Source organism: Halosimplex litoreum, assembly GCF_016065055.1.
Taxonomy (GTDB): Archaea; Halobacteriota; Halobacteria; order Halobacteriales; family Haloarculaceae; genus Halosimplex; species Halosimplex litoreum.
This window is the reverse complement of record NZ_CP065856.1, coordinates 3080153-3101469: the sequence shown is the minus strand read 5'-3', so window position 1 is coordinate 3101469 and position 21317 is coordinate 3080153. Positions and strand designations below refer to the sequence as shown.

The window sequence follows — 21317 nt, the reverse complement described above, 5'->3', positions numbered from 1 at the left end:
GGTTCGTTCCCGGTCACGCCCCGCGCCCGTGGGCTCGCCACCCGAGGACGCCACACAGCGCGAACCCGTAGGCGTTGAGCGACCCGTGCAGCGTCGCCATCCGCCCGATGCCCAGGCCCAGCGGGTTCGGCCCGCCGAACGCCGCCACGCCGTAGCCCAGCGCCAGCACCATCGACACCGGGAGCGCCAGCGCCGAGAGGCCCACGAGCGCGGCCGGAAGCACGTCCAGCGACGGAACGACCCGAACCAGGACCAGCAGGCCGAACGCCGCCACGGCGAGCGTGAACGCGCCGACGGCGACGACTTCGACGAGCGGCGAGAACGAGATGCCGACGGCGATTATCGCCGGCCCGACCAGGATCACGCCCGCCACGGCGCGAACGGCGCCGTCGAAGCCGCCGAGGTGACGGCCCGTCACGCCCGCCAGCACCGGCAGCGCGAACCCGGCGAAGTGGAAGTGGACCGCGGTCAGGAGGACGATGGTCGGGTCGAACCAGAAGGTGATCCCGAGATGCGAGAGCACGAGCGCGACGGCGGCGACCGGAACGTAGGCGAGGCCGGCGTCGACGAGGCCGAGCGTCAGCGGCCGGATGCTGCCCCGTTCGACCGCTCGCGACACCCCGGCGAGCGCGAGCAGACTCGTCACGAACACCCACGGCGCGGCCAGCCCCGCGGCGACCGGTCCCGCGTCGACCACGAGCGAGAGGGCCATCAGCGACGCGCCGACCGGGAGCGACGCGACGGCGGCACCGAGCAGTCGACCCGACAGGCCGGTGAACTCCCCGCGCGCTGCCAGGCCGACGCCCAGCGGAACGACCACTAACGGCGCCAGCGCGAGCGCCCGTTCGACCTGCGAGAGCCCGCCGGCGAGGGCGAGGACGACCCACAGCCCCCCACCGGCGACCGCACTCAGATCGGCCAGCGAGCCGCCGGCGACGAGGCGAGCGAACGGGTCCGGATCCGTCTCGGCCGTGCCGTTCCCGTCCACCTTTCCGCCGCTCATGGCGGCAGCGGGTCGATCCCGGTGACGGGCTTGAGGTCGTCGGGCACCCGTTCCATCTCCCGGCGCTCCTGCGTGAACGACCCGCGATAGCCGAGAATGTGGCCCACCAGCCCGCTCTCGACGGTCGCGGTCACGTAGAACCGCTCGTCGGACTCGTCGTAGCGGTCCCGCACCGTCACGTCGACCCCGAGCGGGCCGGGCGTCGGCAGGTAGCGCCCACCGACGCGGGTCCACTGCTTGCCGCCCTCGACGACGAGCGCGCCGTCCTCGACACGGGGGTGGAGTTCCGAGACGACCGTCCCGCCGGTGCCGAGAAAGTCGAACAACCGCTCGCGGTCGCGGTCCCACACCGTCGTCGAGTCGAACCGTCGAACCGTCCCGTCGAACTCGAACGAGCGACGGGTCGTCAGCGCCTCGTACCCCGCGGGGTCGCGCCAGCCGACCGTGGTGACCGAGAACGGCACGTCCTCGCCCGATTCGGGGAACAGGAGGTTCCGCGTGGGCATCGCGTACAGAACCGGGAGTGCGACGGCACCGCGGGTGATGTCCATCCGGCCCCGTCCCACGGTCGCGAACGCGTCGTCGGGCCCGAGCGCGTAGCGCTCGCGCACCTCGGGGTGCAGGTCCGCGGCCGTCTCCGCCAGCGCGTACTCGTAGACGCCCGTCACGCCACCACCGCCGCCCCAGTCACCGTCTCCATACGCGAACTGCGGTCGCCGCCCACAAAACGGTTGGTGGCGCCGCTCGCCGATCGAGCGTGCCGGAAAACCGCCCGCCGCCTCGTCGTCGTTCAGGACGCTTCCTGAACCATGTCGCGTGCGTCGTCGTCGCTCAGGTCCATGTCGTGTTTCTCGTGGGCGTGTTCCTTGACGTGTTCGATGACCTCGTGCTCGTCCTCGGATTTGATCATGAACTCGTCGTCCTGGCTGCATTCGACCTGGTAGGCCATACGAGTGCGGACGGACGGGACCGGTATTGCTATACGGCGACTTCCGAACGGTAGGCGGTCACACGTCGGGCGGTAACACGACACAGTAGCGGGTGTCCTCGGCCCTTCCGACTCACTCCTCGCGCAGGAGCGCGTCGTCGCCGTGGCGCTCGCGCAACTCGCGGAGGTACGCCTGACTTTCCCGCACGCGGTCGGTCGGCTCCTCGTAGGCGTGTTCGAACCACGCCGCGACTTCGGGCTCGTACGCCTCGGCGGCGTCGACCAACTCGGCCACCCGCTCGCGGTTGTGGCTCTCGATCTCGCCGACGCGCTCGTCGTCGAGCAGACCGCGCTCGCGGAGAAAGGTCTCCATCCGCGGGATCGGGTCCCGCTCGCGCCAGGCCTCGACCTCCTCGTCGGTCCGGTACCGCGAGGGGTCGTCGGCGGTGGTGTGGGCGCCGAAGCGGTACATCTCCGCCTCGATCAGCGTCGGGCGCAGTTGCTCGGCGCCGGGGTCGCGGGCCTTCTCGACGGCCCCCCTGGTCACCTGGTAGACGGCCAGCGGGTCCATGCCGTCGACCCGAATTCCGGCGAAACCGTAGGCGTCGGCCTTCTCGGCGATAGTCGCGCTCGCCGTCTGGCGATCCCGTGGGACGGAGATTGCGTACTGGTTGTTGTTGCAGAAGAAGACGGCTGGGGCGTCGAAGACGCCCGCAAAGTTGAGCGCCTCGTGGAAGTCCCCCTCGCTCGTGGCGCCGTCGCCGAAGTGACAGCAGACGACCCGATCGTCGCCCTGGAGGCGAGCGGCCCAGGCCATCCCCGTCGCGTGGGGGAGGTGGCTCGCGATGGAGATGTTGAGGGGGAAGACGTGCTTGGAAGCGAGCCACTCGTTGCCGACCTCGTGGCCCATCCAGTACAGCAGGTACTCTGGTTCGAGCCCGCGGACCGCGATCGCGCCGTGTTCGCGGTACTGGTCGACGATCCAGTCGTCGTCGCGCAACGCGTGCGCCGAGGCGACCTGCGCGGCCTCCTGGCCCGCAAGCGGCGGGTAGGTGCCCATCCGGCCCTGCCGTTGCAGCGAGACCGCGCGCTCGTCGAGGTGCCGGGCGAGTTTCATCTCGCGGTAGATCCGGACGAGCCGCTCGTCGGAGATGTCGGGGACGGTCGCGCCCTCACGGACCCGGCCATCGGCGTCGAGCACCTGTGCCAGTCCGTCCTCGGTCCGCGCGACGCGTTCGCTGTCGCTCACCCCCGAAGCGACGGCCAGCAAGCGCATAACCGTTTTCCCGACGAGAGGGTTCGGCGGTGGGGCCACTCGCCGGGAACCGTCGGCCCTCGGCCGACTACTCCAGCTGGTGGTAATCCAGTTCGTACCCCTCGTCGAGGGCCGCCTGCACCGCCTCGCTCGGCGTGCCGACGGGGGCCGTGTCGACGCGCATCGCGCCGACGCTGTCGCGGCCGATCACGACCGAGCGGCGCCACTCGGGGTCGGTGTCGGGGTGGTCGGTGCGGACGTGGGCGCCGCGGGACTCCTCGCGTTCGAGCGCGCCGCGCACGGTCGCCTCGGCGACGGTCAGCGCGAATCCGAGGTCGAGCGCGAACTCGAAGGAGCGATCGGTCCGGTCGCCGACAGCGAGGTCGGCAGCGCGCTCGCGGAGGTCCGCCAGTTCGTCAAGCGCGGTGGCCAGCCCTTCGCCGTCCCGGAGGATGCCGGCGTGGTCCCACAGCACCTCGCGCACCTCGTCGAGCAGCGCTTCGGGGTCGTGCGTGCCGTCGCGTCCCGACAGCGCCGCGAGATCGGCGAAGCGCGTCTCGGTGCGCTCGCGGAAGTCGACCGCGCGGTCTTCGGCGCCGGAATCGACGCCGCCGGCCGCGAGCCGCTCGGCCACGGCCTGGCCCGTCGCCTCGCCGAACGCGATAGTCTCGGCCAACGAGTTGCCGCCGAGGCGGTTGGCGCCGTGGACGCCGGCCATCGTCTCGCCGATGGCGTAGAGGCCGTCGACGGCCGTCTCGCCCACGTCGTCGACGACGACGCCGCCCATGCCGTAGTGGGCCGTCGGCGCGACCTCGACCGGTTCCTCGGCCATGTCGACGCCCAGATCCGCGAACCGCTCGTACATCCGCGGGAGCCGCTCCTCGATGAACTCGCGCTCACGGTGGGAGATGTCGAGGTAGACGCCTCCGTTTTCAGTTCCCCTTCCCTCCTCGATCTCCTGGGCGATAGCGCGGGCGACCACGTCGCGGGCGTCCAGTTCCATCTGGTCGGGCGAGTACCGCTCCATGAACCGCTCCCCGTCGGCGTTGAACAGCCGGCCGCCCTCGCCGCGGACGGCCTCGGTGACGAGGCGGCCGTCCCACTCCTCGCCGTAGCGGTTCCCGACCATCCCAGTCGGGTGGAACTGGACGAACTCCATATCGAGGAGATCGGCACCGGCGCGGTAGGCCAGCGCGGGGCCGTCGCCGGTGTTCTCGTCGTCCCGCGAGGAGTGGCGACGGTAGAGGCTGGTGTAGCCGCCCGCGGCGAGCACCACGACCTCGGCGTCGAGGGCGACGAACTCCCCGGTGTCCGTGTCGACGGCCGCCGCACCGAGCACCCGGCCGCCGTCGGTGACCAGATCGGAGACGAACAGGTTCTCGCGGTAGGGGATCTCGAGAGCCTGCGCGCGCTCGACCAGCGTGTCGAGCAGCGACTCGCCGGTGTGGTCGCCGGCGAAGGCCGTCCGCCGGAACGACTGGGCGCCGAAGTAGCGCTGGTCGATCTCGCCGTCGTCGGTCCGACTGAAGGCCATCCCCCAGTCGTCGAGTTCCCGCAGCAGACCCGGCATCCGCTTCGTGACCGTCTCGACCTTCCCGGGGTCGTTGACGTGGTGGCCTTCGTTCAGGGTATCGGCGGCGTGGACCGTCCAGTCGTCCTCGGGGTCGTGGGTCCCGAGCGCGCCGTTGATGCCGCCGCGCGCCCACGTGGTGTGAGCGTCGCCGTGGCCCCGCTTGCCGACCACCAGCAGGTCCTCGGGGTCGACCCCCTGCTCGACGAGCTCGATCGCCGTCCGGGCGCCGGCGGCGCCGGCACCGATCACCAGCACTCGTCGCTCGACCGTCTCGTAGTCGCCGCGTTCGACCGTCTCGCGGGTGCTCGATTCGGGCGACGCGCCGGCCGCCGTCCAGTGGGGACGTTCCATGGAGGAAGTTGGTATCGGATCGACTTAACACCAACAAACCGATCGGCCGAAATCGAACGGAAGAGGCCACAGACGGACGAAATTCCCCATCAACGATCGGGCTAGACACGAACGACAGGGCGGGTGGGTGACCGGTCGACCAGCGCCGCGAACTCCGATTAGATTTAAAGGGCGACGCTCGGTACAGGGTGATATGTTCGAGAAGGTCCTCGTCGCGAACCGCGGCGAGATCGCCGTCCGCGTGATGCGCGCCTGCGAGGAGCTCGGCGTCGCGACGGTCGCCGTCTACAGCGAGGCCGACAAACACGCCGGTTTCGTCCGCTACGCCGACGAGGCGTACAACGTCGGCCCCGCCCGCGCCGCCGACTCCTACAACGACGGGGAAGCCGTCATCGAGGCCGCGAGGAAGGCCGACGCCGACGCGATCCACCCGGGCTACGGGTTCATGGCCGAGAACGCCGACTTCGCCGCCCGCGTCGAGGCGGCCGACGGGATCACCTGGATCGGTCCCGCCAGCGAGGCGATGGAACGGCTGGGCGAGAAGACTCACGCCCGCCAGGTGATGCGGGAGGCCGACGTGCCCATCGTCCCCGGGACCACCGAGTCGGTCGAGGACCCCGAGGAGGTCCGGGAGTTCGGCGAGGAACACGGCTTCCCCGTCCTGATCAAGGCCGAAGGGGGCGGCGGCGGGATGGGACAGGAGGTCGTCGAGAGCGCCGAGGACGCCGAAGAGGCGCTGGAGACCGCCCAGCGCGAGGGCGAGGCGTACTTCTCGAACGCCTCGGTCTACCTCGAACGGTTCCTCGACAACGCCCGCCACGTCGAGGTGCAGATCATCGCCGACAAACACGGCACCGTCCGCCACGTCGGCGAGCGTGACTGCTCGCTCCAGCGCCGCCAGCAGAAGGTCATCGAGGAGGGACCGAGCCCTGCACTGACCGACGAGCTGCGCGAGGACATCAGGGAGGCCGCCCGCAGGGGCGCCGACGCCGGCGACTACTACAACGCCGGCACCTTCGAGTTCCTCGTCGAGGACGAGGACCGCAACGACGAGGGCCTGCTCGACGCCGACACCGACTTCTTCTTCCTCGAAGTCAACACGCGGATCCAGGTCGAACACACCGTCACCGAGGAGTTGACGGACATCGATCTGGTGAAGTGGCAGATCCGCGTCGCCGCCGGCGAGGAGCTGACCTTCGAGCAGGACGAGGTGGAACTGGAGGGCCACGCCATGGAGTTCCGTATCAACGCCGAGAACGCCGCCGACGACTTCGCGCCCGCCACGGGCGGGGAGTACGAGGTGTACGACCCGCCGGGCGGTATCGGCGTTCGCGTCGACGACGCTCACCGCCAGGGCGACGATCTGGTCACCGACTACGACTCGATGGTCGCGAAGCTCATCACCCACGGCGAGGACCGCGCCGAGTGTATCGCCCGGGGCAAGCGCGCCCTGGCCGACTACACCATCGAGGGCTTCCCGACGATCATCCCCTTCCACCGCATGATGCTCACCGACGAGCCGTTCCTCGACGGCCGTCACACCACGAAGTACCTCGACGACGACGTGGACCCCGAGCGCATCGAGGCCGCACAGGAGCGGTGGGGCACCGAGTCGGCGAGCGGCGGCGACGACGAAGACGTCGTCGAGCGGGAGTTCACCGTCGAGGTCAACGGCAAGCGCTTCGAGGTCGAACTCGAGGAGCGCGGCGCGCCGGCCATCCCGACCGAGGTCGACGGCGGTTCGGGCGGTGGACAGGCCCAGCGCCCGCAACCGGGCGGTGGCGGCGGGTCGAGCGGCGGCGACTCCGGCGGCGTCTCCGCCGAGGGCCAGGAAGTGACCGCCGAGATGCAGGGCACCATCCTGGAGGTCAACGTCGCCGAGGGCGACGAGGTGGCGGCCGGGGACGTGCTCTGCGTCCTCGAAGCGATGAAGATGGAAAACGACATCGTCGCCGAGAACGGCGGCACCGTCACCGCCGTCGCCGTCAGCGAGGGCGACTCCGTCGACATGGGCGACGCGATGTTCGTCCTCGACTAGTCGCTGTCCTCGATCGGTCGCTTCGCTCGGCTACTCCTCTTGCTCGGACGGCAACTCGACGCTACTCGTGGCGTCCTCCGTCAGGACGACCTCGAAGGGGGTGTCGGCAGGCGCCGCTTCGGCGTCGAGGTAGCCGACCGCCAGCGCCGAGTACGCCGTCTCTCCCTCCAGAGAGACGTCGACAGTGGTGACGACCGACCCGTCGTTGCCCTCGGTCGCCTCGCGGATCTCGACCGTGTAGTCGCCCTCGGGGACGGTGACGTAGTCCGAGGCGTTGCCGAAGCTCACGTTTTCGGCGAGCACGACGCTCCCGTTCTCGGCCGTCACGTCGACGGTGGGCGCGTCGGGCGAGAGGTGAGCGACGCGGACGGCGCTCTCGTTCTCGGCGGGCGTGAACGCGTCGTCTTCGAACGCCACCGGCTCGAAGGACGTTTCGGCGCCCTCACTGATCTCCCCGCTGGCCGCCAGCGTGGTCACCGACCGCGCCTCGAGGGTGACCTCGTCGTCGAACACCACCGTATCGGGGTCGTCCGCCGCCGCGATGGTGACGTTGTAGGTCCCGGCTTCGAGAGTCAGGTAGTCGCTGACGGTTCCGAACGAGACGTCCGAGAGGACCGTTTCGTCGTCGACCGTCACGTCGACCGACGGCGCGTCCGGCGAGGCGTGAGCCACTCTGAGGTATGTCGTGTCCTGTGAGTTCCCCGCCGCGTTCATCGCTGCGACGACGCCGACCGTCGCGACGCTTCCGACCAGCACGGCCGCGAGCAGTACCGCTATCAGTCTTCTGTTGGGTGTCCGTGACATCACGCTTCGAACTCGTCGGTTGCCAATCTTTGTTATATACTGACGCATGGCGGGAACGGTCACCGCCCGATCGGCTAGTGTCACCTTTTCGCCCTCGTGTGCCGGCAGTTACCGCGACGTGGTTCGATCCAGCGGCTACCGGTCGGCGACCGCACGAAAACCTGGAAACGGTGCGGGTGTGTCGGTGGACCGGTCGGATCGGTGGCGATGGGAAAGGCGAGCGAACTCGCGAGTAATCTCGGCTGAGAGCGTCGTCGGGTCGGATCCGAGCGCACCCAGCGGGTCGCACCGCCGATTTCGGGACGCGCTGGCGGCGCTCGTCTCGTCGAGCAAGTCCCGATTCCGTGGGTCGCGGCCCTGCAGGTCGGGTCAGTCCGGCGGACCGAACGCGAACGCCCCGTCGCGCACCGCGCGGACGAACTCCCAGGGGTAGTAATGATCCCACCCGTCGACGTGCGAGCGGTCGACGTCGTCGACGACGACGCACGCCGACGCGTCGTCGTGCAGGTCCGCGATCAGTCGGAGGCGTCGTTCGCGCGTGGGCATCGCGCCCGCGTCGACGTGTGGGGCGGCCGCGGCGAACAGCCTCCGGAGGACGGGGTAGTCGTGGAGGTGCCACTCGATCCACAGTGCCCCGGCGAGCAGTCGCGGACGGGCGCGGCCGGCACCGACTCCCGAGAGGAGTTCCGGGACGCCGGGGACCGACGCCTCGTAGCGCAGTCGCTGGTTGCCGATCGCCCAGACCTCGACCGCCGCGCGTTCGTCGAACGACCGCAGCCACGCGAGCGGGACCGCCTCGCGGTCCGGGGGCGGGTTCACGTCGACCGTCTCGTCGCGGTCGAACGCGAGGACCGTCGTCATCTACCGGAACCGACGACCGGAGTCGGCTTGAAATCGACGGTGAGCTCGCCCCCGACGAGCGGTCGCAACTCGTTCGTCGGTCAGTCCTCCTCGACGTCCAGCGCGATCCGACCGCCCGGACCGTCCGCCCGAAGCAGTTCGGCCCCGTCGACCCGGAGGACCACGCAGTCATCGGACGTCGACCGGGCGGACTCGGCAGTGCCGGGACACGGGACCGGCCCCCCGTCGGTCGGCGCGTCGGACTCGCGACAGGGACAGTCGCTCGCACCGTCACGGACCGTGACGTAGTCGTCGTACAGCGCCAGGAGCGACGGTACGGCACTCGCGACGAACCGCGAGCACGCCAGGAGGACGAGTGCCGAAAGTGTGGCGAACACCAGCCACCGTCGGCCCCGATACGCACCGAAGACCGAGATAGCGACCAGTATCTGTTGCCACCGCTGGCCGCCCGAAATTGTCCGCAAGAGGACGATACTCAGCTGCTCGGCACCCATCTCGCCGGACGGGCGCTGGCGGGCGGTCGATTTCGTGTCGCATCCGTTGTCTCGTACAGGCATCGTTTTGCCCGGGAACGCGCCACGTCACCGGAACCGGTGAAATACACGTTCCCTAGTAACACAGTGACTCCCCAGTAGCAAAGTATTACACACTGAACGCTGTTCAAGCCGTGATTATCGGACTCGACGTGAACCCTACTCGGCGGAACGGCTCCCTACCGCGGGAGGAGACGTCGACGCCACTGCGTCGGCATCGATCCGAGCGGTGGTCGGCAACCCGACGTGAGAGGCCGGTGGCCGATCGGAACCCGGCGGCTGCTAGTGTACGATTAACAATGCGCCCGTCTCGCGTGAGTCACCACTCGTGAGGGTCACCGAAGCGGTCGATGGGATCGATCCGTCCGGTGACGCGATCGTAGCTGTCGATTCGAGCGAGGTGGGTGGTGGGTGTCGATTCGAGCGGGGTGTCGGACGGCAGGAGGACACGATGTACGTCGGTATCGACCATTCGACGACGGGGATCAAAGTCGCGTGTACCGGTGAGGACGGCGAGTTACGGACGGCTTTCCTGATAGACCGCCGAGACCTGGAGACGGTCGAGGAGACGTTGGCGATCCTCGACGACCGGGTCGGCCTCTCCCGGATCACGCTCGCAACGATCACGTACGCGTTCGGCAACGCGATCGACGAGATCGAAGCGATCGAACGCGTCCCGAACAGAGGCGTCACCGATCTCGTGGGGCTCGACTACGGCACGGGAGCGGGAGCGGCGGTCTTCGACAGGCTGCGTGAGGCCGACGTTCCGGCGGTGGTCCTCCCGGGTGTCCATCGCGGACTCGACACGCTCCACGACTACTTCAGACACTACTCCGTGCTGGCCGGCGCCGACAAGGTCGCCTCCATGCGGTACGCGCTCGAACGCGTGCGGGCCGACTTCGGTGCCTCGGGGACGTTCATCTGGGCGTGCGCCAGCTCGTCCTGTATGGCCGGGCTCGTCTGTAACGGACGGCTCGCCGGCTTCTTCCACTGGATCGGGCCGGTCCACGGCTGGCCGGACCCCCAGGCAGTTCGTCGGGCCGCCGACTCCGGCTTCGACGACGTGTTCATGCAGTGCGGGCTCGTGGCGCGCCGCGAGGACGACCTCACCGAGGTTCACGATATCACCGACCCGGAACTGCTCGAACTCGTCTCCCTGGCGGCGATTCAGAACGTCTACGCACTCTACCCGTTCGCCCTGACACTCGACGAGGGGCTCGACGCGGTCGCTTTGAGCGGCCGCCTGATGCGGCGCGAGCAGCCGTTTCCGGTCGGACGGCGGGTCTACGAACGGTGCGTCGATCTCGCTCCGGTCCGGTTCGTCGAACCGTACGCGTCGGCCCACGGCGCGGCGCTCGTCGCGAAGGACGTGGCCCACGGCGCCGACCACGTCCTCGGCATCCCGGTCGGGAGCGTCCCGGCCGACGACGGCGAGTAGGACGACTCATACGGATTATCGCGAGTCGTTCCGTGGTCGACCCGAGAAACGCTTGCGATAGTCCGTATCAGGCCGTCGCCGTCTCCGCGTCGGAGAGCAACGCCTCGAACCGGTCGTCGGCCCACGCTCGTGCGCCGTCGGAGTCGTTGACGATGACGGCCGCGAGTCCGCCCCCGTCACCGCCGACGGGGACGGCGACCGTGTCGTCGACGACGAGCAATCCGTAGCCGCTGGTCGTCGCGATCTCGTGGATCTCGACGTGCTCGGCCCGGCGCACCTGCTCGAAGCGTTCAGGGTAGTTGCGCGCCAGCGTCTCGACGACGTCGGTCGTGAACGCGAACGTCGCCGGCACCTCGTCCTCGACCACGAGCGACGCGAACGCGTCCACGTACGACGGCATGACCGTACTCGAATAGCCCCTGATCGCCGACGCTCCGTCGGCCACCTCGACGATGTCCAAAAACGGCTCCTGAGGCGCGTGTTCGGCGGCTCGGCGGACGCTGGCCCCGTCCAGTAACTGCATGTCGATCTCACAGTCGTCCGGGAGATGCGAGAGGACATCACTCAGATCGGCGAGCGTCGAGACCGTCGCGCGCGTTCGTGTGAACTCTTCGCAGAGCAACTGGCCGAACTTCGTCAGTTCGTACGTGGTCCCGACCGACGTGACCGCGCCGAGTTCCTCCAGTTCCCGAAAGGATCGGTCGATCGTCGGCCGGGAGCAATCGACACGTTCCTGAGCCGCCCGCTTGTCGAGGGTCCCGCCACAGACCAGACCGAGCAGCTCCGTTCGTCTGTTATAGATATCGAAAATTTCGGAGACTGTTTGTCGGACCATCGATCACACCAACTCGTTTCAGACGGTAAAATATGCAGTTCGTTCACGACAACGAAACTGGATAATTGAACGTCTAACGTCGGTCAGAACCACACCATCCCGGTCGGATCGCCGCCTGGGCCCGAGGGCACCGCGTCGGTCGACTGTGTCGCGGGCGGGAGCCACCCGCGACGACGTAACTGGGGTCGACCGGGACAGTCTCCCTCTCGATACTAATACCGTCTCTCGCGGTCGCGGGCCGGATCGCTCCGGACGACTTACAACGTTGCCCGGACAACGCGTCCCCATGCAGGAGACGCGCGAGCGGGTCCTCGATGGGCTGACCGACGGACCCGTCACCGGGCCGGAGCTGGCAGAACGCCTGGACGTGTCGCGGGCGGCCGTCTGGAAACACGTCGAGGCGCTGCGCGAAGAGGGGTTCGGGATCGCCAGCCGGGACGAGGGCTACGAACTCGTCGAGGTTCCAGAGTTCGGCGGTGCCGCCGTCGAGTACGGGCTGGAAGCGCCCTTCGACGTGGAGTTTCACGACTCGATCCCGTCCACGAACGCCCGCGCTCGCGACCTCGCGGGAGAGGGCGCCGCTGACGTGGCCGTCCTCGCCGACGAGCAGACCGGCGGGCGGGGGCGACTCGACCGCGCGTGGTCCTCGCCCAGCGGCGGGATCTGGCTGAGTCTGCTGGTCCGCCCGGACGTGCCGCCCGCCCACGCACCGGCGTTCACCCTCGCGGCCGCCGTCGCCGTGACGCGAGCCGCCCGCGAAGCCGGCGTCGACGCACGGATCAAGTGGCCCAACGACGTGGTCGTCGCCGGGGAAGACGCGGAGAGCGACGACGGCGAACGGAAACTCGCGGGGATCCTCACGGAGATGGAGGGGGAGGCCGACCGCGTCTCGTGGGTCGTCGTCGGGACGGGGATCAACGCCAACCTCGAGCCGGCGGCGCTGCCGAGCGAGGCCCGGCCCGCGACGCTACTCGACGAGGTGGGCGCCGTCGACCGCCGGCTGTTCACTCAGCGGGTCGTCGAGGCGTTCGACGAACTGCGCGCGGACCCGGAGTCGGTGATCCAGGCCTGGAAGAAGCACGCCACGACGCTCGGCAAGCGGGTGCGCGTGGACACGCCGGCCGGAGAGGTCGTGGGCGACGCCGTCGACATCGAGTTCCCGGGGACGCTGGTCGTCGACACCGGCGAGGAGCGAGTGCAGGTCACCGCGGGTGACTGCGAGCATCTGCGCCCGATCGTCGACTGACGAGACCGGCGGCTCGGGCGAGCGGCGGAGCGGCGGAGCGGCCGCCGACCGGGTCAGGAACGCTCGACGCCCGCCGCCGGGTCGGCGTCCGCTTCGACGACCGCCTCGGAGTCGGTCGCGCGCTCGCTGACCGGCACCGTCACGACGGGGACCGCCGACTTCCGGACGACGCGCTCTGCGACGCTCCCCAGCAGCAGCCGGTCGATACCGCCGCGGCCGTGCGTACCCATCACGACCACGTCGACGGGTTGCTCGCGCGTGTAGCGGACGATCTCGGTGCTGGGCGTCCCCTCGACCGTCTCGGTCCCGACGGTCACGTCGTCCGGTGCGAGCCGCTCGACCACCTCGAGCGCAGTCTCCCCCTCCGACTCGAGTACCTGACGGACACCCTCCCAGGTGGTCTCCATCGGGAGCCCGGTGAACGTCGTCGCGTCGACGACGTACAGCGCCCGGACCGTCGCGTCGTGGACCCGGGCCAGTTCCCCCGCGTGCTCGACCACCAGTTCGATACCCGCCGAGCCGTCCGTCGGCAGCAGGATCGTGTCGTACATCCCCATGCATGTGAGTACCACACACGGAAGTATAACCCTTCGGCAGGGGCGACATCGAGCGGGAAGCCCGGGCGAGTCCGTCAGTCGCCGGCGAGATACACGTCGGACACGTCCGCGACGCCTGCCCGCCGGACGACGGCACGGACGAGGTCTTTCGCGCCGGCGAGGTTGTCCGAGTCACCGTCGAGGACGAGCAGTTCGGCGTCGCGACCGGGCTCGATTAGCCCGCAGTTGCGGTCGGCGATCGCGGCGCCGTTGACCGTCGCCATGCGCAACACCTCGCGGGCGCTCACGTCGGCGAGCTTCGCGGTGAACTCCATCTCGCGGAACATCGACGGGCTGTTGAGGAAGACGTTGTCCGTCCCGAGCGCGACGGTCGTCCGCTCCAACAGCTCGGCGATCGGCGGGAGACCCACGTCGGTGACGAGATTGGAACGCGGGCAGACGGCGACCGGGATCTCGCTGTCGGCCACGCGGTCCAGATGGAGCCCCTCGACGTGGACCATGTGGACGAGGAAGTCGGGGTCCAGATCGAGCGCGGGGTTGATGTCGGAGGCGTCGACCTCGCCGGCGTGGATGCCGAAGGGCTTGCCGGCGCGGGCGGTCGCCGTCCGCTCCCGCGAGAAATCGGCGTCGTTGGCGCCGCTGGCGCCGAACCCGTCGGCGGCCGCCATCGCCGCGACCGTCTCGCGACCCATGACCATCGGGTCGATGGGCAGCCCGTGGGCCGCCTCCTCGAAGGCCTCGACGCCCTCGACGCCGCCCTCGCGGAACTCGATGCAAGCCGCAGTGCCGGAATCGACCATGAACTGCAGCGACCGCCGCATCGCCTCGACTTTCTCCTCCTGGCTCGCCGCGCGCAGCAGTCGGTGTTTCAGGCCGTCCGGTGGCGCGACCAGTTCCTCCAGCGAGAGACCGCCGCCGGCCTCCTTGGCGATAGAGTCGCCGACGTGGGTGTGGGCGTTGACGAACGCCGGGAGGACGACGTCGTCGCTGTGGGTCGGATCTTCCTCGATGGCGGTGATCTCGCCGTCTTCGACGACGACGCGGCCCTCGACGGGCTCGAACTCGCGCCCGCGGAGGATCCGCCCCTCGAACGTGGTGGAACTCATTACTGAAAGACTCGGGAGCCCTCAATTAAACTCGTCGGGGAGCCCCGGCGTCGGTCGCAGCCGCCGTGGGTGCGGTCGGTGGCGGGTGCGGTCGGTGGCGGGTTCCGGTCAGGTCAACGACCCCACCCTACTTCGCTCACCCTGAGGGGTTCGCTCGTGGAGAGTGGGGTTTGTCCATGAACTCGGCCTCGAACCCATCCGGGTGGGCGGTAAATCCACCGCTCGGCGTCACCGTTCCAGACTTCAGGGCAAGCTGACTGTTGCCCGTCCGCCGAGACGACTGTCGGCCTCGACGGACGTACCGCATACCGATGTTCTTCGCCGCGTTGTAGTCCGCATTCGCTTCCGACTCGCACTTCACGCACTGGAAGCCGCTGCGAGTCGGGCGATTCTCGTCTGCGGTGAACCCGCACTCAGCACATCGCTTCGACGTGTAGGCCGAACCCACTTGCATCACCGAGATGCCTTCTGCTTCGGCTTTGTATACCACTTGCTCGTACAGCGTTCGGAACGCCCACTTGTGCCCCCACGACGCACCGGTTCGGTCCCGGATATGCGTCAAGTCCTCGAATACTATCACGTCGCACTCGTACCGGAGTGCTTCGTCTACGATGGCGTTCGACGCTCGGTGAAGCACGTCCCGAACGTACCGAAGCTCACGGCCACTCGATTGTTCGAGCGTTCTGTGGGCACTTCGCGTTCCGGTCTGCTGGAGCCCGGCGCGTACTTTCTCGAACTCGCGGAGGTCGTGGGTTAGCTCCCGCCCGCTGACAAAGCGGGCAGTACTGGTGACGGCGAGGTTTTCGATACCGAGGTCAACCCCGAGAACCGTTCCGTCCTCGGCGGTGTTCCGTTCAGTATTGGTTTTGTGTCGGCGGAAGCCGATGTGTAAGAAGTACTCGCCGTCGCGGGCGGTGAGCGTACTTTCGGTGACGCTCCATTCGTCTGAATCGAGGTACTGGCGCTGATAGCCATCCTCGGCGTTGGGGAGGGCGAGCGGACATCGGATTCGACTCCTCGTCGTGGCGAGTGACACCGTGTCGTCATCGAACAGTGTCATACTCCGCGTGTCGTATGTAATCGTTGGTGCGGTGAAGGTGGGCTTGCTGACCTTCTGGCCGTTCGAGCGGCGTTCGAGACAGCCGGTGATGGCTTGGGCAGCTTGGTGGGTGGCGAGGATCGCGTGCTGACTTCCGAGGCCGGTGTGTTCGCGCACGTCGTCGTAGGCGAGGGGTTGGACGTCGCTCTTGGCGTTGCACTTGCCCCACGCCATGTCGGTGGCGAGCTGGCAGCCACGCTTCCACTCGGAGATGGTTTCCTCAAGCAACTCGCGTTGCTCGTCATCTACCGAGAGGCGAGTGATTGCCGTCCGACGCACGTACTCATCTGCCACATATTCAATGTAGATGAGTTGCCACTTATAGATGGGAGTTTGTGACGGATACGAACGCGCTCCTCCCCTCCCTACTCACTCGCTTCGCTCGTTCCTTGAGGAAGGGGACCCCGCTCTACCCGATCAGTTGAACTCGTCCAACGTCGCGTGGACGCCCGGCCGCACGTCCCGGACTCTGGTGTCGTCGATGTCGAGCCCGAGCGTCCGGACGGCCGCGTTGCCGACTCGCTCGGCGCTCTCGGCGGGCGCGTAGACGCCCAGCCGCCACTGGTCGCGCTGGGCGGCCCGCAGGGCGTTGACGAGCGTCGACTGCTCGCTTAGCCGGCGCACCTCGCCGTTGACCAGCACCCTGCTACTGGACTCCTTCATCGAGGGGCGACCGGGCACGTCGAGGATCACCGCGTCGGGGTCGACGTTGGCCGCCTCGGCCACGGCCCGCTCGTGGTCGGCGATCGCCGCCTGATCGGTGTCGAGTAAGTTCTCGGGAACGGCTTCCATCTCGGCCCAGACGCCACGCTTGTACAGGTCCCGGCGGTCGAGCCGGTGGGCGAGCGCGGCGGTCGCGTCGCACTCCCGGAGCGCCACGCGCAACCCACAGTCGTCCATCCGCCGGAGTTGCCCGGCGTCGGTGTCGGTGCGGTCGAGCAGCCGCTGGGTCGCCCGCCGGAGCATCGCCTTGGCGATGCGGGCGACGTGGTGGCTGTAGACGGTCGGGTTCATCAGCGCCCGGGCGAGCAACAGACTCTCGGCGGTCTGGACGTTGCCCTCGTCCAGCACGAGGTCGCCGTCGACGAACCGCAGCGCGCGCACCAGCCGCTCGGCGTCGATGGTGCCGTAGGGGACCCCCGTGTGGTGTGCGTCCCGGACGAGGTAGTCCATCCGGTCGACGTCGAGTTCGCCCGAGACGATCTGGCCGAGTTCGCCGTCGCCGGCCACGAGGTCGGCCACGGCCGCGGGGTCGAGGTCGTGGTCGGCCAGCGCGCGAGCGACGGGACCGTCGTCGAGGATGTCGTGGACGTCGTCGTGGTACTTGCCGGTCCGGCGGTGGACGATGTCCTCGACGTTGTGACTGTAGGGGGCGTGACCCACGTCGTGGAGCATCGCCGCCGCGCGCACCCGTTCGGCCTGACGCCCCTCGATACCGAGGTGGGCGAGCGCCTCGTTGGCGAGGTGGTAGACGCCCAGCGAGTGCTCGAAGCGGGTGTGGTTGGCGGAGGGGTAGACGAAGGTGACCGTGCCGAGTTGCTTGACCCGTCGGAGCCGCTGGACGGGCGGCGTGTCCAGCAGCGCCGCCGCGACGCCCTCGACCGCGATGTGGTCGTGGACGCTGTCCTTGATCGTCGTCATCACCCGAGAGTTGTGCGCCACCGGACATAAGGCTCCGCCTCGTCGACTGCAGTCCGGTCCCGACGGTGCGCAAAATCGAGCACACGGGGCCGACGGGCGTAGCTATTTGTGGACTCACGCCGGGGCCGACGTATGGACGTGACCGACTACGAGCTGTTCGAGGTCCCGCCGCGCTCGCTGCTGTTGAAAGTCGAGACGAGCGACGGCCTCGTCGGCTGGGGCGAACCGGTTCTGGAAGGGCGAGCGCAGACGGCCGCGGAGGCCGTTCGGGAGCTGATGGACAGCTACGTCCTCGGTGCGGACCCCTACGACATCGAGCTGCTCTGGCAGCAGATGTACCGCAGCGGGTTCTACCGCGGCGGGGCGGTCCTGATGAGCGCGCTCTCGGGCATCGATCAGGCGCTCTGGGACATCAAGGGGAAGGCACTCGGGGCACCCGTCTACGAGCTGCTGGGCGGGAAGGCCCGCGAGCGGATCAAGCTGTACGCCCACGCCAACGGAGCGGACCCGGGAGACGCCGCACGCAGCCGCGTCGAGGAGGGGTTCAGTGCGATCAAGAGCGGCCCCGGCGTCGACCTCGAACACATCGACCGGACCCCGGCCGTCGAGGCGGCTCGCGAGAACGTGCGGGCGATGCGCGAGGCCGTCGGCGACGACGTGGACCTGATGTTGGACTTCCACGGCAAGCCGTCGAAACCGATGGCGAAGCGACTCGTCGGCGAGCTGGCGGAGTTCGACCCGATGTTCTACGAGGAGCTCCTCGGCCCGGAGAAAAACGACCTGCTCCCGGATCTCGCCGAGCGGACGGCCGTCCCCATCGCGACCGGCGAACGGCTGTACGGACGCTGGGAGTTCAAACCCCTCCTCGAGAGCGGCGCCGTCGACGTCGTCCAGCCGGACGTCTCCCACGCCGGTGGCATCACGGAACTCCGGAAGATAGCGAGCATGGCCGAGACGTACGACGTGGCGCTGGCACCGCACTCGCCGCTGAGTTCGGTCGCGCTCGCGGCGAGTCTCCAGGTGGACGCCTGCACGCAGAACGCGATCATCCAGGAACAGATCGTGTTGAACGAGGACGTCCCGAACTACCTCACGGACATGAGCGTCTTCGAGCACGACGACGAGGGGTACGTCGACCTCCCCAGCGGCCCCGGACTCGGCATCGAGGTCGACGAGGACTTCGTCCGCGAGATGGCGACCGAGGACGCCTGGGACGCGCCGGTCGTGCGCCGGACGGACGGGAGTATCTCCGAGTGGTAACCCGACCGCTCAGCCGACGACCGCGAGCAGGTCGTGCAACTCCTGTTCGGAGGCGTTGCCCTCGCGGACGGGCTCGCGGGGCTGTCGGCCCATCTCCTCGGCGGCCTCGATGGCTGCTTCGGGCGCGTAGTCGCGGTCGTGGGCGAGCCAGGCGGCGAGCACCTGGCCGGTGCGGCCCATCCCGTCGAGGCAGTGGACGACGACCCGCTCGTCCGCGTGGACGGCGTCGTCGAGGAAGGGCAACACCTCCTGTTTCAGGATGGCCGGACGGGCCAGGCGACCGTCGGGGATCGGGGCGTGGAGGACGTCTTCCTCGCCGAAGACGTCCGTGTACCCGTCGACTGCGGGGTCGGCGGGCGACTGGTCGCCGGGGAGGAGCGAACAGACCCGCTCGACGTCGTTGGCGCGGGCGACGGCGATCCAGTCTGCGAGGGCGTCGCTCCGGTCGGCCGCGCTGTGCCAGCCGGGGCTGCAGGCACCGTAGACGTACTCCTCGTCCGGTGCGGCGGGGGCGAGCCGGTGGGCGTCCGACCCCGACTCGCGGTCGTGAACGTCTGGCATCTGGGGGTGGTCGTACCACTCGACGCCCCCTCTTGAGTCACGCGGTGCAATTCTCACCGTTGACAATTGCGTGCGCCGGCGTGGCAGGGTCGCGGTCGCGAGCGCCGGCTTCGGCGGTCAGTCGTCCTCGACGAGATAGCGGAACGCCCGGAGCGTGTTGCGACCGCTCTCGGTCAGCGAGACGCGGGTCGAGCGGCCGACGGTTTCGAGGGCGACGTAGCCGGTGTCGGCGAGCGGGCCGAGGACGTGGCTGTCAAGCAGGCGGTACTCGCTCTTGCGGTTGGCGGCGTCCCGGTCGGCGATGAAGGGCAGGCCCTCGCTCTTGCCGAAGTCGATGAGGTCCCGTTTCCGGGCGCCGTCCTGGCGGTCGAGGTGGTCCATGACCGCGACGTGCTGGGGTTCGGGGCTCTGCATCGGGTAGGTGGGGAGTTCGGTGATCTCGCGGATGCCCTCGGCCACGTCGCCGTCGGTCTCGGCGGCGTAGCGCTGGGCGCGGACGTAGTAGGGGGTCGCACCCGTCGCCATGCAGGCGATCATGCCGCCGATGGCGGTGACCTTCGACCCAGAGGCGAGGTTGACGTACACCTCGTGGTCGGCGAAGCGCGTGGCGAGTTCGGCGACGGTCCCGATGGAGTCGTAGAAATCGAAGACGTCGCACGGCACCGTCTCGTGGTCGATGCCCGCCTCCTCGAACCGGCCGCGGACCGTCTCGACGTAGGAAGGGTGGTCGGTCTCGTCCTCGTAGCGCAGGAGGACGACCCGGTCGGCGCGTAACTCGACCGCCGGCAGGACGATCCGGTCGTTCTCGTAGCCCACCGGGATCAGGTGGACCCGCTCGGCGACTTCCATATCACTCCGTCTCGGCCCGCCCTCAAAACGATTGTCCAGACACAGCCGACACAGATAGCGACGCTCGCCGAGAACGCCCCGCGGGATTTTTGAGGGAGTCTCACTTTCGTCCGACGTATGCCGGTCATGGCGAGCGACGACTTCTCGGTCCACACGGACGACTGCGACCGATTCGACGACGGGATGCCGATATCGAACCTGCCCGACGAGGTGACCGCTATCGACGACCTGGACTGCGAGTGCTGGAGCGGCTTCGACTCGCTGGCCGAGGTCGAGTGAGCCCGCGACGGTGTCGGCGCCGGGTCCCGGCGCCTTTATCTCAGCGCCCCGTCTCGAACCGGACCCATGGCGCCCGAACACGTCAACCGCGAGGCCGTGGAGCGACGGCGGGACCGCCTCCAGGCGGAGTACGGCGAGGTCCCGGTCGAGCGGATCCGCGACGAGGTCCCCCCGGAGCGATTCGCGACGCTCTGTGCCGAGTCCCGGGAGGGCTACATCGGCGGTGCGTACTGCTGGGTGGTCCGCGAGCCGGACCAGACGGCGCCGCTCACGGAGTCGATGCCAGACGACCTCGAAGCCGACCGGCGCGTCCTGATGATCCTCAATCGCGCCGACGAGCGATGGGGCCTCCCGGGGGGCGGACAGGAGGGCGACGAGACCTTCGAAGCGGCCGCGGTCCGGGAGGTGCGAGAGGAGACCGGGGTCGACTGTGAGGTGACCGATACCTTCCACCTGCGGCGCGTGACCGCGGAATCGACCGGCGACCGCGACGAGCGCCTGCACGCGCTGTACGTCTTCTTCGACGCCGCCTACGTCGACGGTCACATCGCCGTCCAGCCCGGTGAACTCAACGGGGCGGCGTGGTTCGCCGAGCCGCCCGAGCGCCTCCAGCCCGCCAACGCCGTCCGCGCCGACGATTTCTGGCCGGACTTCGAGGCCGACGACCCGCTGGGCGACCGCTCGGACTGAGAGAGTGCGCCGCTTCGAGACCGCGGGTCATCGTCGGTCCGGCGTCGGCCCTGCTCCGTCGGGCGCCGGCGCCGCTCAGTCGATCGCCCGGATGCGGTTCATGCGGCAGATGGGACAGCAGACCGCGGTCTCGCTCCGCGGGATGACGAACTCGACCTCGCACGTCAGACAGACGTACGTCCGTCCAGGCGTCGGACCGACGCCCGGTGTCGCGGGGTGTCGCTGCTCGCCGCCGTCCGGCGATCGATTCGGGCGCCGTGCGTTCCAGTGGATTGGCATAGGTCCCGACCCGCTCGGAGGTCGGGACGCCAGAGATATGCCAGTTGTTACCGGTTAAATCGGGGTTTCTCTCGCCATACTCACCGATTCGGGCGGTCGGGCCGCCGTCCCGCGCGTCCGGTGTGCCGCGA

Annotated in this window: 22 protein-coding genes; 6 read left to right on the top strand and 16 right to left on the bottom strand. The window is 68.9% G+C overall.

Annotated elements, in window-relative coordinates:
* Positions 1-13: 13 nt before the first annotated feature.
* The 5 genes from I7X12_RS15360 to I7X12_RS15340 all read right to left on the bottom strand — a co-directional run bounded on the left by I7X12_RS15360 (position 14) and on the right by I7X12_RS15340 (position 5110).
* Positions 14-1003 (bottom strand): YndJ family protein, encoded by a 990-nt coding sequence (locus I7X12_RS15360; protein ID WP_198060927.1) that lies wholly within the window; start codon positions 1001-1003, stop codon positions 14-16.
* Complete coding sequence (locus tag I7X12_RS15355) at positions 1000-1671, bottom strand: DUF4166 domain-containing protein (protein WP_198060926.1); 672 nt, start codon at positions 1669-1671, stop codon at positions 1000-1002. The genes I7X12_RS15360 and I7X12_RS15355 overlap by 4 nt, the downstream gene beginning before the upstream one ends.
* Positions 1672-1793: 122 nt before the next feature.
* Positions 1794-1952, bottom strand: coding sequence for a DUF1059 domain-containing protein (locus I7X12_RS15350; protein WP_152436373.1), 159 nt, complete (start codon positions 1950-1952; stop codon positions 1794-1796).
* Between the two features lie 112 nt (positions 1953-2064).
* The gene (gene pdhA, locus I7X12_RS15345) at positions 2065-3207 is read right to left on the bottom strand and encodes a pyruvate dehydrogenase (acetyl-transferring) E1 component subunit alpha (RefSeq protein WP_232342872.1); all 1143 of its coding nucleotides are present in this window, start codon (positions 3205-3207) and stop codon (positions 2065-2067) included.
* A gap of 67 nt (positions 3208-3274) precedes the next feature.
* Positions 3275-5110, bottom strand: a complete 1836-nt coding sequence (locus I7X12_RS15340; protein ID WP_198060925.1) for an L-aspartate oxidase — start codon at positions 5108-5110, stop codon at positions 3275-3277.
* Positions 5111-5303: 193 nt separating this feature from the next.
* On the opposite strand from I7X12_RS15340, the gene I7X12_RS15335 reads away from it, so the two are divergent.
* Positions 5304-7148: an ATP-binding protein gene (locus tag I7X12_RS15335; protein ID WP_198060924.1), complete on the top strand. Its 1845-nt coding sequence runs from the start codon at positions 5304-5306 to the stop codon at positions 7146-7148.
* A gap of 30 nt (positions 7149-7178) precedes the next feature.
* On the opposite strand, the gene I7X12_RS15330 is transcribed toward I7X12_RS15335, so the two are convergent.
* The 3 genes from I7X12_RS15330 to I7X12_RS15320 form a co-directional block, all read right to left on the bottom strand.
* The gene (locus I7X12_RS15330) at positions 7179-7952 is read right to left on the bottom strand and encodes a DUF4397 domain-containing protein (protein ID WP_198060923.1); all 774 of its coding nucleotides are present in this window, start codon (positions 7950-7952) and stop codon (positions 7179-7181) included.
* Positions 7953-8321: 369 nt separating this feature from the next.
* The gene (locus tag I7X12_RS15325) at positions 8322-8813 is read right to left on the bottom strand and encodes an adaptin protein (RefSeq protein ID WP_198060922.1); all 492 of its coding nucleotides are present in this window, start codon (positions 8811-8813) and stop codon (positions 8322-8324) included.
* 80 nt (positions 8814-8893) lie between these two features.
* On the bottom strand, positions 8894-9370 hold the full coding sequence (locus tag I7X12_RS15320; RefSeq protein WP_198060921.1) for a hypothetical protein: 477 nt from the start codon (positions 9368-9370) through the stop codon (positions 8894-8896).
* A gap of 427 nt (positions 9371-9797) precedes the next feature.
* Here I7X12_RS15320 and I7X12_RS15315 point away from each other — a divergent pair, with 427 nt between their 5' ends.
* A complete protein-coding gene (locus I7X12_RS15315) occupies positions 9798-10784 on the top strand; it encodes a hypothetical protein (protein ID WP_198060920.1) in 987 nt (328 codons plus the stop codon).
* 67 nt (positions 10785-10851) lie between these two features.
* On the opposite strand, the gene I7X12_RS15310 is transcribed toward I7X12_RS15315, so the two are convergent.
* On the bottom strand, positions 10852-11619 hold the full coding sequence (locus I7X12_RS15310) for a helix-turn-helix transcriptional regulator (RefSeq protein WP_198060919.1): 768 nt from the start codon (positions 11617-11619) through the stop codon (positions 10852-10854).
* Positions 11620-11905: 286 nt separating this feature from the next.
* On the opposite strand from I7X12_RS15310, the gene I7X12_RS15305 reads away from it, so the two are divergent.
* Positions 11906-12865, top strand: a complete 960-nt coding sequence (locus I7X12_RS15305) for a biotin--[acetyl-CoA-carboxylase] ligase (protein ID WP_198060918.1) — start codon at positions 11906-11908, stop codon at positions 12863-12865.
* Positions 12866-12918: 53 nt separating this feature from the next.
* Here the strand turns inward: I7X12_RS15305 and I7X12_RS15300 are convergent, their stop codons facing one another.
* The 4 genes from I7X12_RS15300 to I7X12_RS15285 form a co-directional block, all read right to left on the bottom strand.
* Positions 12919-13416, bottom strand: coding sequence for a universal stress protein (locus I7X12_RS15300; protein WP_198063887.1), 498 nt, complete (start codon positions 13414-13416; stop codon positions 12919-12921).
* A gap of 80 nt (positions 13417-13496) precedes the next feature.
* A complete protein-coding gene (locus tag I7X12_RS15295; RefSeq protein ID WP_198060917.1) occupies positions 13497-14528 on the bottom strand; it encodes an amidohydrolase family protein in 1032 nt (343 codons plus the stop codon).
* A gap of 136 nt (positions 14529-14664) precedes the next feature.
* On the bottom strand, positions 14665-15921 hold the full coding sequence (locus I7X12_RS15290; protein ID WP_198060916.1) for an RNA-guided endonuclease InsQ/TnpB family protein: 1257 nt from the start codon (positions 15919-15921) through the stop codon (positions 14665-14667).
* A gap of 123 nt (positions 15922-16044) precedes the next feature.
* Positions 16045-17268, bottom strand: a complete 1224-nt coding sequence (locus tag I7X12_RS15285; RefSeq protein ID WP_198060915.1) for an HD domain-containing protein — start codon at positions 17266-17268, stop codon at positions 16045-16047.
* Between the two features lie 132 nt (positions 17269-17400).
* On the opposite strand from I7X12_RS15285, the gene dgoD reads away from it, so the two are divergent.
* Positions 17401-18528 carry a galactonate dehydratase gene (gene dgoD, locus I7X12_RS15280; RefSeq protein WP_198060914.1) on the top strand — a complete coding sequence of 376 codons (1128 nt, stop codon included), beginning with the start codon at positions 17401-17403 and terminating at the stop codon, positions 18526-18528.
* Positions 18529-18537: 9 nt separating this feature from the next.
* Here the strand turns inward: dgoD and I7X12_RS15275 are convergent, their stop codons facing one another.
* Both I7X12_RS15275 and I7X12_RS15270 read right to left on the bottom strand, forming a co-directional pair.
* Complete coding sequence (locus I7X12_RS15275) at positions 18538-19089, bottom strand: protein-tyrosine phosphatase family protein (RefSeq protein ID WP_198060913.1); 552 nt, start codon at positions 19087-19089, stop codon at positions 18538-18540.
* A 117-nt stretch (positions 19090-19206) separates the two neighbouring features.
* Positions 19207-19938, bottom strand: coding sequence for an HFX_2341 family transcriptional regulator domain-containing protein (locus I7X12_RS15270; RefSeq protein WP_198060912.1), 732 nt, complete (start codon positions 19936-19938; stop codon positions 19207-19209).
* Positions 19939-20055: 117 nt separating this feature from the next.
* On the opposite strand from I7X12_RS15270, the gene I7X12_RS15265 reads away from it, so the two are divergent.
* Positions 20056-20217, top strand: a complete 162-nt coding sequence (locus I7X12_RS15265; RefSeq protein WP_198060911.1) for a hypothetical protein — start codon at positions 20056-20058, stop codon at positions 20215-20217.
* 66 nt (positions 20218-20283) lie between these two features.
* The gene (locus tag I7X12_RS15260) at positions 20284-20907 is read left to right on the top strand and encodes an NUDIX hydrolase (RefSeq protein ID WP_198060910.1); all 624 of its coding nucleotides are present in this window, start codon (positions 20284-20286) and stop codon (positions 20905-20907) included.
* 75 nt (positions 20908-20982) lie between these two features.
* On the opposite strand, the gene I7X12_RS15255 is transcribed toward I7X12_RS15260, so the two are convergent.
* Positions 20983-21186 carry a hypothetical protein gene (locus tag I7X12_RS15255; protein ID WP_198060909.1) on the bottom strand — a complete coding sequence of 68 codons (204 nt, stop codon included), beginning with the start codon at positions 21184-21186 and terminating at the stop codon, positions 20983-20985.
* Positions 21187-21317: the final 131 nt, after the last annotated feature.